Origin of the sequence: Micromonospora sp. CP22, assembly GCF_009712475.1 — a bacterium.
In the GTDB taxonomy this organism is placed as follows: Bacteria; Actinomycetota; Actinomycetes; order Mycobacteriales; family Micromonosporaceae; genus Micromonospora.
Genome location: NZ_VCJO01000005.1, coordinates 337,279 through 351,820 on the forward strand (window position 1 = coordinate 337,279; position 14,542 = coordinate 351,820).

At 71.3% G+C, this 14,542-nt stretch carries 14 protein-coding genes; 8 read left to right on the forward strand and 6 right to left on the reverse strand.

Annotated elements, in window-relative coordinates; all coding sequences use genetic code 11:
- Positions 1-56: 56 nt before the first annotated feature.
- The gene (locus tag FF096_RS12370; protein WP_309223161.1) at positions 57-1,736 is read right to left on the reverse strand and encodes a DNA repair helicase XPB; all 1,680 of its coding nucleotides are present in this window, start codon (positions 1,734-1,736) and stop codon (positions 57-59) included.
- 467 nt (positions 1,737-2,203) lie between these two features.
- Between FF096_RS12370 and FF096_RS12375 the strand changes: the two genes are divergently transcribed.
- The gene (locus FF096_RS12375; protein ID WP_155217443.1) at positions 2,204-2,443 is read left to right on the forward strand and encodes a hypothetical protein; all 240 of its coding nucleotides are present in this window, start codon (positions 2,204-2,206) and stop codon (positions 2,441-2,443) included.
- A gap of 13 nt (positions 2,444-2,456) precedes the next feature.
- Here the strand turns inward: FF096_RS12375 and FF096_RS12380 are convergent, their stop codons facing one another.
- The gene (locus tag FF096_RS12380; protein WP_155217445.1) at positions 2,457-4,925 is read right to left on the reverse strand and encodes a helicase-associated domain-containing protein; all 2,469 of its coding nucleotides are present in this window, start codon (positions 4,923-4,925) and stop codon (positions 2,457-2,459) included.
- 83 nt (positions 4,926-5,008) lie between these two features.
- Between FF096_RS12380 and FF096_RS12385 the strand changes: the two genes are divergently transcribed.
- Entirely contained in the window at positions 5,009-5,629 is a 621-nt protein-coding gene (locus FF096_RS12385; RefSeq protein WP_155217447.1) for an HAD family hydrolase, read from the forward strand.
- A gap of 31 nt (positions 5,630-5,660) precedes the next feature.
- On the forward strand, positions 5,661-6,047 hold the full coding sequence (locus FF096_RS12390; RefSeq protein ID WP_309223162.1) for a cold shock domain-containing protein: 387 nt from the start codon (positions 5,661-5,663) through the stop codon (positions 6,045-6,047).
- Here the strand turns inward: FF096_RS12390 and FF096_RS12395 are convergent.
- The 3 genes from FF096_RS12395 to FF096_RS12405 form a co-directional block, all read right to left on the reverse strand.
- Positions 6,008-6,856: a 1,4-dihydroxy-6-naphthoate synthase gene (locus tag FF096_RS12395; protein ID WP_309223163.1), complete on the reverse strand. Its 849-nt coding sequence runs from the start codon at positions 6,854-6,856 to the stop codon at positions 6,008-6,010. The genes FF096_RS12390 and FF096_RS12395 overlap by 40 nt on opposite strands.
- Before the next feature lie 153 nt (positions 6,857-7,009).
- Positions 7,010-7,660 carry a futalosine hydrolase gene (locus FF096_RS12400; protein ID WP_309223164.1) on the reverse strand — a complete coding sequence of 217 codons (651 nt, stop codon included), beginning with the start codon at positions 7,658-7,660 and terminating at the stop codon, positions 7,010-7,012.
- The gene (locus FF096_RS12405) at positions 7,657-9,273 is read right to left on the reverse strand and encodes an MFS transporter (protein ID WP_155217449.1); all 1,617 of its coding nucleotides are present in this window, start codon (positions 9,271-9,273) and stop codon (positions 7,657-7,659) included. The genes FF096_RS12400 and FF096_RS12405 overlap by 4 nt, the downstream gene beginning before the upstream one ends.
- An 87-nt stretch (positions 9,274-9,360) precedes the next feature.
- On the opposite strand from FF096_RS12405, the gene FF096_RS12410 reads away from it, so the two are divergent.
- On the forward strand, positions 9,361-10,197 hold the full coding sequence (locus FF096_RS12410; RefSeq protein ID WP_155217451.1) for a DUF3027 domain-containing protein: 837 nt from the start codon (positions 9,361-9,363) through the stop codon (positions 10,195-10,197).
- A 22-nt stretch (positions 10,198-10,219) separates the two neighbouring features.
- On the opposite strand, the gene FF096_RS12415 is transcribed toward FF096_RS12410, so the two are convergent.
- A complete protein-coding gene (locus tag FF096_RS12415; protein WP_309223165.1) occupies positions 10,220-10,462 on the reverse strand; it encodes a DUF2530 domain-containing protein in 243 nt (80 codons plus the stop codon).
- A gap of 89 nt (positions 10,463-10,551) precedes the next feature.
- On the opposite strand from FF096_RS12415, the gene FF096_RS12420 reads away from it, so the two are divergent.
- The 4 genes from FF096_RS12420 (at position 10,552) to FF096_RS12435 (ending at position 14,534) form a co-directional block, all read left to right on the forward strand.
- A complete protein-coding gene (locus tag FF096_RS12420; RefSeq protein ID WP_155217455.1) occupies positions 10,552-12,030 on the forward strand; it encodes an NCS2 family permease in 1,479 nt (492 codons plus the stop codon).
- A gap of 133 nt (positions 12,031-12,163) precedes the next feature.
- A complete protein-coding gene (locus FF096_RS12425; RefSeq protein ID WP_309223166.1) occupies positions 12,164-12,613 on the forward strand; it encodes a MarR family transcriptional regulator in 450 nt (149 codons plus the stop codon).
- Positions 12,614-12,694: 81 nt separating this feature from the next.
- Entirely contained in the window at positions 12,695-13,972 is a 1,278-nt protein-coding gene (locus FF096_RS12430) for an MFS transporter (RefSeq protein WP_309223167.1), read from the forward strand.
- A gap of 64 nt (positions 13,973-14,036) precedes the next feature.
- Positions 14,037-14,534, forward strand: a complete 498-nt coding sequence (locus FF096_RS12435; protein WP_309223168.1) for a hypothetical protein — start codon at positions 14,037-14,039, stop codon at positions 14,532-14,534.
- The last annotated feature ends 8 nt before the right edge of the window (positions 14,535-14,542 follow it).

The following is a 14,542-nucleotide window of genomic DNA, read 5'->3' on the forward strand; positions in this document are numbered from 1 at the left end:
TGATGCCGGATAACGGCGGCGGAGAGAGACCGCTGTCGGGTCGACCAAAGCGTCGCTCAGTCGACCGTGGGCAGCGTCGGGCCGAGGACGTCGTCGGCGTCGACGATGGTGTACGCGTACCCCTGCTCGGCGAGGAAGCGCTGCCGGTGGGCGGCGTACTCGGTGTCGATGGTGTCCCGGGAGACCACGGTGTAGAAGTGCGCCTGCCGACCGTCGGCCTTCGGGCGCAGCACCCGCCCCAGGCGCTGCGCCTCCTCCTGGCGGGAGCCGAACGTGCCGGAGACCTGGATCGCCACCGCCGCCTCCGGCAGATCGATGGAGAAGTTCCCCACCTTCGAGATCACCAGCGTGCGGATTTCCCCGGTGCGGAACGCGTCGAAGAGGCGTTCACGCTCCTTGTTGGTGGTGGAGCCCTGCACGATCGGGGCGTCCAGGTATTCCCCCAGCTGGTGCAGCTGGTCGATGTACGCGCCGATGACCAGCGTCTGCTCGTCCGGATGCCGGTCGACCAGGGCGCGTACCACCGGCAGCTTGGTGCGGGCGGTGGCCGCCATCCGGTACCGCTCCTCCGCCTCGGCTGTCGCGTACGACATCCGTTCGGCGTCGGTCAGGGTGACCCGCACCTCGACACACTCGGCGGGGGCGATCCAGCCCTGCGACTCGATGTCCTTCCAGGGCGCGTCGTACCGCTTCGGGCCGATCAGGCTGAACACGTCGCCCTCCCGGCCGTCCTCGCGGACCAGGGTGGCGGTCAGGCCCAACCGGCGGCGGGCCTGGAGGTCGGCGGTGAAGCGGAAGATCGGCGCGGGCAGCAGGTGCACCTCGTCGTAGACGACCAGGCCCCAGTCGCGGGCGCCGAACAGGTCCAGGTGGGTGAAGACACCCTTCTTACGCGAGGTCAGCACCTGGTAGGTGGCGATGGTGACCGGGCGGATCTCCTTGCGCTCGCCCGAGTACTCGCCGATCTCCTCCTCGGTCAGCGAGGTACGGGCGATCAACTCCCGCTTCCACTGCCGCCCCGCCACCGTGTTGGTGACCAGGATCAGCGTGGTGGCCTTCGCCTCGGCCATCGCCGCCGCCCCCACCAACGTCTTACCGGCGCCACAGGGCAGCACCACCACGCCCGATCCGCCGGCCCAGAACGCCTCGACCGCCTCCCGCTGGTACGACCGCAGCGTCCACGGCTTTCCGCCGTCCTTGCCGGCCTCGGCCAGCTCGATCGGGTGCGCCTCCCCGTCGACGTATCCGGCGAGGTCCTCCGCCGGCCAGCCGAGCTTCAGCAGGGCCTGCTTGAGCCGCCCCCGCTCGGACGGGTGCACCGCGATGGTGTCGTCGTCGATGCGGTTGCCGAGCATCCCGGCGAGCTTCTTGCTCTTGGCCACCTCGACGAGCACCACCCGGTCCAGGGCGCGCAGGACGAGACCGTGCGCCGGGTCGTTGGCGAGCTGGAGGCGACCGTAGCGGTCCATGGTCTCGGCCACGTCGACCAGCAGCGCGTGCGGCACCGGATACCGCGAATATTTGAGCAGGGCGTCCACCACGCCCTCGGCGTCGTGGCCGGCGGCGCGGGCGTTCCACAGCCCGAGCGGCGTCAGCCGGTACGTGTGCACGTGCTCGGGCGAGCGCTCCAACTCGGCGAAGGGGGCGATGGCCATCCGGCAGGACTGTGCGTCGGGGTGATCGATCTCCAGCAGGAGGGTCTTGTCCGACTGCACGATAAGGGGTCCACCACTCACGCCGAATCCTCTCGTCCGTACGGCTGATCCGGCCGCCTGAGCACGCAGCTGACCTGGCACCGGGCGACCATCCAGTGTTGCACGCGGTGGCAGTTGCCAAGAATGTGCTCACTTTTGCGCAACCTTGCTGGTAGTCATGTGCGTCTAGCAGTAGGGGACGAGCTGTCGAGGTCGACGGTCGGTCAGTCGCGGACGGGCCACCGTACGTCCTCGCGGTCGTCATGCCGGTCGGTTCCGGTGCGTAGCGCGTTCGATCCACGGTCCGACGGGCCAGGAAGCGGGGGCCCTTCCCGTCGCCGTGGGCAAGCCAACGGGGGCGAGCGGCGCGCCCCGGGCCGTACCGGCGAACCCCTTACCGGCGGCCCGGCGGGTGGATCCGAGCCGGATCGGTACGTGACGGTGCTGGTCGACAGCCGTCGAGAATGACACCCTTGACGTCCAGGCACGGATCGTACGGGGGAGGGTAGATGACTGTTGACCAGGAAGTTGTCCCCGAGCGCGAGCAGGCAGAGTCGACCGAGCCCGTCTCCACCGCCACGGTGATCGCGTACGCGATCGTCGGTGTCGTCCTGTTCGGATGGTTCCTCTTCGGCTGGCTGGTGCTCCAGCAGGGCTTCGTCGACTCGGTCGGTGAGGCCGCCGGCACCGGGTTCGCCCTGCTGTTGCTGGTGGCGATCGTCGGGTCGGTACGGCGCAGCCGCCGCTGAGCGCGGCCGAGCCCTACTTCTCCAGCACCGCCGCGGTGATCCGGTGCAGCGCGAAGGTGTGCAGCATCTCGGTGCGTTCGTCCTCGGCGCGCAGGTAGCCCGCGCCGAGCGAGACCGGCCGCACCAGGCGGGACGCGGTCGCCCCGTGCGCGTCGACGTAGCCGACCCAGACCAGCGCCTTGTCCCGTACCGCCTGTTGCAGCACGGCGATGGCGTCCTGGTGACTGTGCGCGGACACCGGACCGTCCGGCGACGCTCCCCGCACCACCGCCGGGGCCCGTCGCGCGGCCCGTGCCGCCGCGTCGCCGCGCCGGATCTGCTCCACCACGCCGAGCAGGCGCGGCAGTGGCAGACGTGGCGTGGCGAGCGGGTCGAGGGTCCGGGTGGCCCCGGTCACCCTGGCCGGTGCCCGTCGGGTCTTCGGTTTGGTGAGCACCGTCGAGCCGGTGGCATCCTCGGCCACCGGGGCGTACCCGGCCTCCCGTAGCACGCTGATCAGCCGATTGGCCTGGAACGGGGTCACCAGCACGGTCGGCGCGAGCCGCCGTAGCGTCAACGCCTCGACCCGCCGGTCGGCCAGCACCTCGGCCAGCAGAGCCTCGTCGTCGCTGCGCAGGTACGCCCCGGCGGAGCCGATCCGCAGACCGCCGTGCTTGCGGGCAACGTCGTCGACCAGGTACGTCAAACCCTGCGGGATCGGGGTGCGGGACCGGCGACGGAACAGTTCCTGGAGGTCGTCGGCGGAGTAGCCGGCGTCCAGGGCGCGCCGCACACTGGCCGTGGTGATCCGGTGCACGCTCGCCCCGCCTGCCGACTCCGGTTCGGCGATCAGCTCCAGTTCGGCGGCGAGCGCCGGCTCCGGAGGCCCGGGTACCACCACGGTCAGGTCGGCCTGGACGAGGAAGTGGTCCACCGGGGCGGGCAGCAGCGTGTCCAGCACCCGGACCGCACTGCCGCCGTCCTCGGCGTCGGCCCGGAGACCCAGCGGGTCGTCCGTCGCGCCTTCCTCGCCCGCCGTCGCCTCGGCCAGCAGCAGCCGCCCGTACGAGGTGAGCGCACCCAGCCCGGTCACTCCCAGCGTGGCCGCCTCGGCCAGCACCTCCCGGTGTGCGTTCTCCCGGCCACGGCTGCGGCGCGGCGCTCGCCAGTCCAGCAGCGCCAGCACCTCGTCGACGCTGGGGGCGCTGGCCGGTTCCAGATCCGCGAGTACGCCGAGCACCGCCTGCCGGGCGGCGGGTGCACCGGCCCGTTCCGCCTCCGCCGACAGCACGGTGATCGGGCGGTCCCGGTCGTCCCGCTGGCCGACCAGTCCGACCTGTCGGGTCATGGTCAGCCAGGCCCGGGCCAACTGCTCCCAGCGCTGGGCCAGTGACCCGGCCCGCCACACCTCGTACCCGGCGGTGGGCAGCACCTGCTGGTCGGCACCGTAACGCCCGGCGACGCCGGGCAACTCCAGCTCACCGGCCAGCCCGGCCGCGTACGCCACCTCCAGCAGCAGCGCGGCGGTCGGCTCGTCCAGCCCGGTGGCCCGCACCAGCCGGCGCAGGTCCCGCACGCCGATCCCGCCGGAGCGCAGCACCAGCGCTGGTTCGGCGGCCAACTGCTCCAGCAGCGCCTCGGTGTGACGTACCACCTCCATGGTCTGCCCGGCTCCGGCGGAGTCGGCTGCCTTCGGCTCGCGCACAGTGGCCGTGACCTGGGGTGGGCTGCTGCGCAGCGGCCCCAGCGGCCCGGTCTCCCGGCGCAGCAGCAGCCCGACCTCCCGGGGCAGCTCGACCATCCCGTTGGTGCCGTTCTTACCGCCGGAGACCCGCACCAGCAGCCGATGGTCGACCAGCCAGCGCACCGGCGACCCGGTCGGTGCCCCGCCGTTGGTGTCGTCCGGCGGCAGGTCGTCGTCCGCGCCGATCGCCGGTGCCTGCAACGCGCCGGGCGGCACGCTGCCGACCGGCGGACCGGCGGCCAGCCGGTCCAGGATCGCCCGGGCCGACGGTGGCGCGGACAGCAGCGTCCGCCGCAGCTTCGCCGGGTCCGCGCAGAGCGCCGCCGTGCGCGCGTCCAGCTCCGTCGCCGGTCGGCCGAGGCCCGCGGGGTACGGCGAGATCTCGTCGATGCCACCGACGAGTCGCAGGGCGTTGTCCGGGCCGTACAGCAGGAACCGGGCGCGTAGCCGGTCGACGGCGGCCCGGATGGTGGTGGGCGCGGGCGGGTTGGGCCCGGCGGTGGCCAGGGCGAGCACCCCGTCGACCGAGGTGGTGCCGTCGGCCGGGTCACGGGTCAACCGGGCGGCGTCCAGGATCTGGAGCGTGAACTGGTCCAGCCCGTCGAGGGCGCGCGACACCGAGACGCGGGACTGTGCCCGGATGGCGAGGGCGGCCACGTCGGCGGGGACCGGCACGACGAGGTCGGGCCGCAGCTGGAGGAGCGCGGCGAGGGACTCGTCGGACAGCGACCGCAGGTGGTCGGCGAGTGAGGTGCTCATCGTCGTTCCACGCTAGCCCGGTGGGGGCCACTCTCGCCCATCGGACGTCCCGGCCGCTCCGGCTGGCCGGGTAGCTTTCCCACATGTCCTCGCTGACCGTCGGATTCGACCTTGACATGACGCTCGTCGACTCGCGCCCCGGTATCGCCGCTACCTACCGCGCCCTGACCGAGCGGACCGGCGTACCCGTCGACGCCGACGCCGCCGTGTCCCGGCTCGGCCCGCCGCTGCGTACCGAGATCGCCCGGTGGTTCCCGCCGGAGCAGGTCGAGGAGGCGGTGTCGGTCTACCGCGAGTTGTACCCGGCGTACGCGATCACGCCGACCGTGCCGTTGCCCGGTGCGGAGGCGGCGCTCGCCGCGGTCCGCGAGCGGGGCGGCCGGGTGCTGGTGGTCACCTCGAAGATCGGTAGGTTGGCGCGGCTGCATCTGGACCATCTGGGGCTGGTCGTGGACGAGTTGGCCGGTGACCTGTTCGCCGAGGAGAAGGCGACCGCGTTGCGGGCACACGGGGCGACCCACTACGTCGGCGACCATGTGGCGGACATGGTGGCCGCCGAGGCGGCCGGGGTGCCCGGAATCGCGGTGGCCACGGGCCCATGTTCGGCGGATGAACTGCGCTCCGCCGGGGCGGCGGTGGTGCTGGCGGATCTCACCGGATTCCCAGCGGCGCTCGACGGGATGATCCGGCTAGCCTTGAGGTAGTAGACGGTTCAAGCGAAGCAGAGGTTCTCAGGTGCCTACGGGTCGAGTGAAGTGGTACGACGCGGCCAAGGGATACGGGTTCGTCACCAGTGACGAGGGTGGCGACGTGTTCCTGCCGAAGGGCGCGCTACCGGTGGGGGTCACCGATCTCAAGGGCGGCCAACGGGTCGACTTCAGCGTGGTGGACAGCCGGCGAGGCGCGCAGGCGATGGGGGTGAAGCTCCTGGATGCGCCGCCGTCCGTGGCGGAGCTGCGCCGCCGTCCCGCCGAGGAGCTGCACGGCCTGGTGGAAGACATGATCAAGGTGCTGGAGGCGAAGGTTCAGCCCGACCTGCGTCGGGGTCGCTTCCCGGACCGCCGGACCGCGCAGAAGATCGCTCAGCTGGTCCACGCGGTCGCCCGCGAGCTGGAGGTCTGAGGCACGAGCCCGGCGTCGGCGGCCCGGCCGAGCAGCGCCTCGACGGCAGCGAGACCCGCGTCACCCAGGTCCGCGGTGAACTCGTTGACGTAGAGACCGATGTGCCGGTCCACCACGTCGGGCTCCATCTCCTGGGCGTGCTCCAGCACGTACGCCCGGCTGGCCGCCGGGTCGGCCCAGGCCCGCTGGACGGAGTCCCGGATCCAATCGGCGGCCTGGTGCGGGTCGACCACGCCCCGACGGGCCAGGATGGCACCGAGCGGGATCGGCAGGCCGGTGTCGGACTCCCACCACTCGCCCAGGTCGACCAGGGCGGTGAGACCGTGCCGTGGGTAGGTGAACCGGGCCTCGTGGATCACCAGGCCGGCGTCGTACCGCCCAGCGGCGACGCCCGGCATGATCTCGTGAAACGGGACCACCTCGATGCGGCGCGGTGTCCGTCCGGCCGCCCACAGCCGGAACAGCAGGTAGGCCGTGGTCCGGTCGCCGGGGACCGCCACGGTGGCGTCGGTGAGGTCGGCCCGGTCCGGCGCGCCGCCGTGACCGGCCCGGGTGAGTACCAACGGGCCGCACCCCCGACCCAAGGCGCCCCCGCAGGGCAGCAGGTGGTATTTCTCCAGCAGCCACGGCAGCGCCGCGTAGCTGACCTTCACCAGGTCGAAAGCGCCACGCTCGGCGGCCGTGTTGGTGACGTCGACGTCGGCGTACGTCACCTCGACTGGCGGTGCGCCGGGCACCTGTCCGTGCACCAGGGCGTGGAAGGCGAACGTGTCGTTGGGGCAGGGCGAGATCGCCAGCGAGAGCGCCACCCCCCCACCGTAGCCCGGCCCACCTGACCCGCCCCCAGCACGCCACCCCCCACCCCATCCAAGATCCGGACAACTTCCCGGATGTTGCTGCCTCAGCTCGGCCTGAGCCAGCAACATCGCCGAAGTTGCGCGGATCTTGGATGGGTCGGCGGGTCAGCGTAGGGCGACGGCGGCGGCGGTGAGGGCGGTGAGGGCGTCGCGCAACCGCCAGGCCGCGCGGTCGCGGGGGCCGATCGGGTTCGAGACGGTGCGCAGCTCGACGAAGGGCACTCCGGCCTGGCTGGCGGCGACCGCGACGCCGTATCCCTCCATGGCCTCGGCCACCGCGTCGGGGTAGCGCCGGACCAGTTCGTCGGTGCCGGCGGTGGTGCCGGTGACGGTGCTGACCGTCAGCACCGGCCCCACGGTCGCGGTCGGCAGCGCCGTGCGCAGGGCGTCCAGCAACGCCGGGTCGGCGTCGAGGGCCGGACCGCCGCCGAGTAGCTCAGCCGGCATACCGAGTTCGTCGATCGGAATGAAGCCCTCGGGTGACTCCGCGCCCAGGTCGGCGGCGACGGCCCGGGTGCCGATCACGGTGTCGCCGACGGCGACCCGATCGGTGAAGCCACCGGCGACCCCCGCACTGACCACTGCCCGGTACGGGCGGCCGGCCAACTCGGCGAGCGCCAGCAAACGGGCGGTCGCCGCACCGGCGACCGCCGGGCCGACCCCCACCGGCAGCACCGCGACGGCCGGGTCGGCGAGCCCGGCCTGGATCGCCTCCGCCTCGGCCGGTACCGCGGTCACCACGAGCAGACCGCTCACGACAGTGGGCCCGGTGAACTGCGCCGCGTCTCGTCTTCGCCGCCAGCGGAACCGGTGACCGTCGAGGAGGGGCGGTAGATGTGGAAGCCGGGCGGTGCCATCTCCGATTCCTCAGGGTCCCGGCCACCCTGGACGGGGGCCGGCGACATGGGGGTGGCCTCGGCGACGTGGTCCTCGTCGGCCGCTTCCTCCTCGGCCTGTTTCTCGGCGTGCAACTCGTCGTCGGTCAGCGGCCGTCCACGCAGCCGCTCGGCGCGCAGTCGCCGAGCCATCACCAGGCCGCGAGCGGCGGCGAGCGCGCCGACGGCAGCGGCGACGGCGATGCCGATCCGGCCGTCGAAGGGTACGAGCCCCAGCCCGCCACCGGCGACGAAGGCGAGCATCAGCACGGTCTCGGAGTGGGCGAAGGAGCTGGCCCGAAGGCGTTCCGAGATGCGCTCCTGGATCGAGGCGTCCACGGCCAGCTTGGCGATGCCGCTCATCATGGCCGCCACCACGCAGAGCAGGGCGACCATCGGCAGCGAGAAGTTCACCACGGTGAGTACGGCCACCCCGGCGACGATCACGATGCCGCTGGACTGGAGGGCGGCGGGCCGGTGGATGCGCAGCCGGGTGCCGATCGCGGTGGCGAGGAAGGTGCCGATGGCCAGCGCGCCCCCGACCAGGCCGAGTGCTCCCTCGTCACCGAGGTCCCGGCCGAACACCACGGTGGTCAGGTCACCGGCCTTGATGGTGAAGGCCAGGAACAGCAGCAGGAAGCCGTAGATCGCGCGTAACGTGGCCGCGCCGACCAGCGTCGAGATCACCAGGCGTCCGGCGGGCCGCCCCCGGCCCAGTGGCCGGTCGTCCGTGGCCCGACGCAGCGCTCGCAGGGGTCGCGGCACCCGTTCCGGCGGTTCGGAATCGGCCTTCGGCGGCAGCCGGAGGGAGATCACCATGCCGACCAGGAAGATCACTGACGCGACCCGCAACGGCCACTGCGGGCCGAACCAGAACGCAGCCAGCCCGATCGGGGCGACCAGCGCCCCGGCGACCGTGCCATAGACGCTGGCCCGCGCACCGACCTGGGACAGGCCGAGCCCTTCCGGCAGCAGCCGGGGTACGGCGGCGGAACGTGCCACCCCGTACGCCCGGGACAGCGCCAGCACCCCGAAGGCGGCCGGGTACAGCCCGAAGCCGTGGATGTAGTCGGAGATCATCCAGGCCAGGAACGCCCGCCCCAGCATGGTCGTGGCCAACGCGTACCGCCGACCGTGCCGGAAGTGGTCGAGCAGTGGCCCGACCACCGGAGCGAGCATGGCGAAGGGCACCATGGTCACCAGCAGGTAGAGCGCGACCTTGCTCCGTGCCTCGCCGAGCGGCACGTTGAAGAAGATCGTCCCGGCCAGCCCGATGGCGATCAGCGTGTCACCGGCGCAGGAGACCGCGTGCAGGTCGAACAGGCGGACCATGCCGGTCTCGCCGCCCGCGCCCCTGGCCCGGGCCCGAGCGGCACTGCGGGTCACCCATCGACCGCTGGTCAGTGAGCCACGCAGCATCAGCCGGGTGGCGCGGATGCCGGTGCCGACGGTCCGCCCGAGGAGGGACCGCTCAGCGCGGGAGAACAGCGGCATGGCACCCATCCTGAACCATCGGCTCGGGCGATGCTGCGCCACCGGCCGAGAACACCTCTGGGGAGTGCCTCACAGGCGGCCCACCCGATGGGGAACAATGGTCGGGTGACCAGGCCCGTCTCCGCTCGTGCCGCTCGCCTTGACCAGGTCTGCGCCGCCGCCGTCGAGGTGGCCCGCGCCGGCATCACCGAGGTGGGCCCCGACGACGTCGGCGATCACCTCCAGGCCGTGGCCGAGGGTGACCGTCTCGTCACCCACTACTTCGAGTGCCGGCTGGCCGGTTACCGCGGTTGGCGGTGGGCGGTCACCGTGACCCGGGTGCCGCGCAGCCGGACGGTGACGATCTGCGAGACCGTCCTGCTACCCGGGCCGGACGCGTTGCTCGCCCCGGGCTGGCTGCCCTGGCAGGAGCGGTTGAAGCCCGGTGACCTGGGCCCCGGCGATCTGCTGCCGACCCCGTCGGACGACGAGCGCCTGCAACCCGGCTACCTGCTCTCCGACGACCCGGCGGTCGAGGAGACCGCCTGGGAGTTGGGGCTGGGTCGGACCCGGGTCATGTCGCGGGAGGGGCGGATCGAGACGGCTCAGCGCTGGTACGACGGCGATCACGGCCCCTCGGCGCCGATCTCCACCTCCGCGCCCGCCGCCGCCCGCTGCGGCACCTGCGGTTTCTACCTGCCGCTCGCCGGCAAGCTGCGGCAGTGCTTCGGCGTCTGCGGCAACTTCTACGCGCCCGACGACGGCCGGGTGGTCAGCGCCGACCACGGCTGCGGCGCCCACTCGGAGACGTTGGTCGAGGTGGACACGGCGGTCGACGAGATGCCCACCGTCTACGACGACAGCGCGGTGGAGCCGGTGCCGGTCAGCCGGGCGCCCGGGTCCGTCGAAGACGGCGAGCCGGCGGAGCCGTACGGCCACTCCTGATCGTGGGGCCGTTGCCGCCGGTTCAGGCGGTGCCGCGACGGCGGCGGCGATTGGCGTCGTGCCGCATCATGACCGCCAAACCGGGGAAACCCCACAGGAATCCGGCCAGGCAGACCCAGAGCCAGTTCTCGTGACCGTGGGCGACCAGCCATTCGCGGAAGATCAGCAACACCAGCCCGGTGACGGCCCAGATCGCCATCCCGGCGAGGGCGAACGGCACCATCGGCGGGTCGAGCGGCTCGGGGCGGGGTGGTGGGGCGGACACCTGACCAGGGTACGTGACCCCGTTTCCTGCCAGGCCGGCCATCTGCGACGATGCGCGCGACAACCCGATGATTCGCTGTGAGGTTCCTGATGGCAGTAGCGCCGCCCGATAACGGCACGCCACCCGGCTCCGGTCAGCCACGCAACGGCTTCGACCGATACTTCGAGATCACAGCCCGCGGCTCCACGCTCACCCGCGAGCTACGCGGTGGCCTGGCCACCTTCTTCACGATGGCGTACATCGTGGTGCTCAATCCGCTCATCCTCGGCGGCGCCGTCGACGGAGACGGCAACACCCTGCCGATTCCCGCGATCGCGGCGGCCACCGCTCTGGTCGCGGGTCTGATGACCATCCTGATGGGCGTGGTCGGCCGGTTCCCCTTGGCGGTCGCTGCTGGCCTCGGCGTCAACGCTCTGGTGGCGTACGAGATCGCCCCCGAGATGACCTGGGCCGACGCGATGGGCCTGGTGGTGATCGAAGGTCTGATCATCGCGGTGCTGGTGCTGACCGGGCTGCGTACCGCCGTGTTCCGCTCGGTGCCCACCCAGCTGAAGACGGCGATCGGGGTCGGCATCGGCCTGTTCCTCACCATCATCGGTCTGGTGGACGCCGGGTTCGTCCGGCGGATCCCGGACGAGGCGAACACCACCGTCCCGGTCGGCCTCGGCATCGGCGGCAAGCTGGTCAGCTGGCCGATGCTGGTCTTCGTGGTGGGCCTGCTGGTGACCCTGGTGCTGGTGGTACGCCGGGTGAAGGGCGCGATCCTGGTCGGCATCCTCGCCTCCACGGCGCTGGCCATGGTGGTGGAGGCGGTGGGCAACATCGGCCCGTCCTTCGTCGACGGTGCGCCGAACCCGAAGGGCTGGTCGCTGAACGTCCCGACGCTGCCGAGCAACCCGGTCGACGTGCCTGACCTGTCCCTGCTCGGGCAGTTCAACGTGCTGGGCTCGTGGGAGCGGGCCAGTTGGCTGGTCGTGCTGATGTTCATCTTCACCCTGCTCATCACCGACTTCTTCGACACGATGGGCACGATGGTCGCCGTCGGTCAGGAGGGCGGCATGCTCGACGAGGAGGGCACCCCGCCGCGCACCAAGGAGATCCTGCTGGTCGACTCGATCGCGGCGGCCAGTGGTGGTGCGGCCAGCGTCTCCAGCAACACGTCGTACATCGAGAGTGCCGCCGGTGTCGCGGAGGGCGCCCGGACCGGGGTGGCCAACCTGGTCACCGGCGTGCTCTTCCTGCTGGCCATGTTCCTGGCGCCGTTGGTGGTGGTCGTACCGTTCGAGGCGGCGTCCGTGGCGCTGGTGGTGGTCGGCTTCCTGATGATGACGGCGGTGCGGACCATCGACTGGTCCGACTACGAGATCGCCATCCCGGCCTTCCTCACCATCGTGTTGATGCCGTTCACCTACTCGATCTCCAACGGGATCGGAGCCGGCCTGATCGTGTACGTGGTGGTCAAGCTGGCCAAGGGCAAGTCGCGGGAGGTTCACCCGCTGCTGTACGCGGTGGCGGCGCTGTTCGTGGTGTACTTCCTTCGCGGTCCGATCGAGGCGCTGCTCTTCTGACTTGTCACCGGGCCGGGCGTGTGTGATCCACCGAACGCAGATCGGCGCGCCCGGCCCGGAGCAGGGGAAACGTCAGGGTGAGCATGCTCATATCAGCTGCGGTTCGGTCAGCTACTTAGTTAGGCTAACTATCGTGACGGAGCGGACGGTGACGGCTCAGAGCATGCCACCGGCGCAGCTGGCCCTTCAGCTGCGTGATGCGATCACCCGGTTGAACCGGCGGGTTCGACAGGCCCGACCGGTTGGTGACCTCACGGTCACCCAACTGTCCGCGCTCACCAGCCTTCGGCTGGCGGGCGCGCTCACGCCGCGGGAACTCGCCGACGTCGAACGGGTCCAGCCACCGACGATGACGAAGATCGTCGCGAAGCTGGAGGAGCGTGGCCTCGTGCAACGCACTCCACACCCGACCGACGGTCGGCAGGTCATCCTCGCGACGACCGAGGGAGGACGGGCCGTGCTCGACCAGTTCGAGCGGGTCCGGGACGAGTGGCTGGCCCGCAGGCTGGCCGAGTTGAGCGACACAGACCGGAAGACGCTGCACCAAGCTGCGGAGATCCTGCAGAGAATCTCCCACGCCTGACGCCGCGCACACATGGTGTGCGCCCCGCGCCGTGCCGTCCGTCGTTGACGACGCGTACGACCGCGAGGAGGCGCACCAAGAGTGCAGGCAAGGCTGAGCACGATGTTCCAGTCGTTACAGGTCCGCAACTATCGGCTTTTCGCATTCGGGCAACTGGTCAAGTTGATCGGTGTCTGGATGATGTTCATCGCCCAGGACTGGCTGGTCCTCGAGCTTTCCGGTGACTCGGCGACCGCGCTCGGCGTGGTCGTCGCGCTCCAGTTCACCCCGGTGCTGCTGCTCACGCTGCTCTCCGGCCGGCTCGCCGACCGGTACGACAAGCGGATGCTCCTGTTCATCGCCAACGCGTTCTGGACCGTGCTGTCGCTGGCGATGAGCGTGCTGGTGCTCACCGGCCTGGTTCAGCTCTGGCACGTCTTCGTCTTCGCCGCGCTGCTCGGTGTGGCCAACGCGGTGGAGACCCCGGTGCGGCAGGCGTTCGTCTCCGAACTGGTCGGCATGTCGCTGCTGCCCAACGCGCTCTCGCTCAACGCGGCCGTGTTCAACTCGGCCCGGATCGTCGGTCCGGCCGTGGCGGGTCTGGCCATCGCCGTCTTCGACGTCGGGCCGGTCTTCCTGTTCACCGCGCTCAGCTCGATCGCACCGCTGGTCACGGTGATCCGGATGCGTCCGGCCGAACTGCATCGGGATCCGCTGCCATCACGGGACGAACGGGCCGCCGCGACCGTGCTCGACGGGCTGCGCTACGTCGGTCGCCGCCCCGACCTCCTGCTGCCGATGGTGGTGATGTCGGTGATCGGGATGTCGTTGTTCAACTTCCAGTTGACGCTCGCGGCCCTGGCGAAGACCGTTTTCAACACCGGAGCGGCGTCGTTCGGCCTGTTCAGCACCACGCTGGCGGTCGGCGCGCTGATCGGTGCGCTGGCCGGGACCGGACGGCGTAGCCGACCCTCGGTCTGGTTGGTGCTGGGTGCCGCGATCGGCTGCGCCACCTTCGGCACGCTCGTCGGGCTCGCCCCGGCGTACTGGATGGTGGTCGCCCTGCTGCCGCTGACCGGCTTCTTCATGGTCTACTTCGCCCAGGCCGCGAACCAGCGGGTGCAGCTCGGCACCGACGCCGCGTTCCGGGGCCGGGTGATGGCCCTGTGGGTGCTGGTCTTCCTGGGTACCAATCCGGTCGGCGCACCGATCATCGGCTGGGTCGCGGAGACCTTCGGCGCCGGAGCCAGCATCTGGGCCGGTGGCCTGCTCTCGCTGACCACCGCACTGCTCGCGTTGGCCTGGCAACTGCGCCGGGCCGGAGCCCGGCTGCGGTTCCAGGTCCTTCCGCTGCCCCGCTTCTACGTCACCGAGGTGTGAGCCGGGCGCGGCCGGATACGAAAACTCGGTGACGTTACGCTGCGCATCGGCATAGCTTCAACGGGTGGAGGTCCTACGCGTACTGCTGCTGGCTCTGGCGCTCGTCGCCGTGGTCTTCGTGCCGGTGCTGATCGCGCTGGCCATCGGCATCGACGGGGTCGTCGACCGACTGACCGGCGGGCGCCGAAGACAGCGTCAGGAGCGGCGTCTGATCGCCCGGCTGGACGAGGCCGCCGACGCGGAGGCGATCGCCGGGCGAATCGACCTCGAGGCGTTCGACCGCACCGACCGGCGACCACTGGAGCAGATCGCCGCCGACCTGCGGTGTCTGCGTCGGGACCGGGTCGGTGGCAGCCGATCAGTCCTGTGGCACAGCGAGGTACTCGACGCGTACGACCACCGGCTCAGCCTGGCCTGCCGGGCCTTGGGCATCAGCGAACATCTCGCCGAGTTGACCGGCCTCGACCGACAGATCGAACGGGTGCGGATCGAGGCCGAGTTGGACGCGGCCGGGCTACGGCTGCCGGTCAACCGCCCCGAGCAACCCGAACGGAACCGCTGACTGTCATC

Coding starts and splice junctions, on each gene's coding strand:
- FF096_RS12375 (WP_155217443.1), top strand. CDS start 2,204: ATGACTGTTGACCAGGAAGTTGTCCCCGAGCGCGAGCAGGCAGAGTCG.
- FF096_RS12380 (WP_155217445.1), bottom strand. CDS start 4,925: ATGAGCACCTCACTCGCCGACCACCTGCGGTCGCTGTCCGACGAGTCC.
- FF096_RS12385 (WP_155217447.1), top strand. CDS start 5,009: ATGTCCTCGCTGACCGTCGGATTCGACCTTGACATGACGCTCGTCGAC.
- FF096_RS12405 (WP_155217449.1), bottom strand. CDS start 9,273: ATGCCGCTGTTCTCCCGCGCTGAGCGGTCCCTCCTCGGGCGGACCGTC.
- FF096_RS12410 (WP_155217451.1), top strand. CDS start 9,361: ATGGGGAACAATGGTCGGGTGACCAGGCCCGTCTCCGCTCGTGCCGCT.
- FF096_RS12420 (WP_155217455.1), top strand. CDS start 10,552: ATGGCAGTAGCGCCGCCCGATAACGGCACGCCACCCGGCTCCGGTCAG.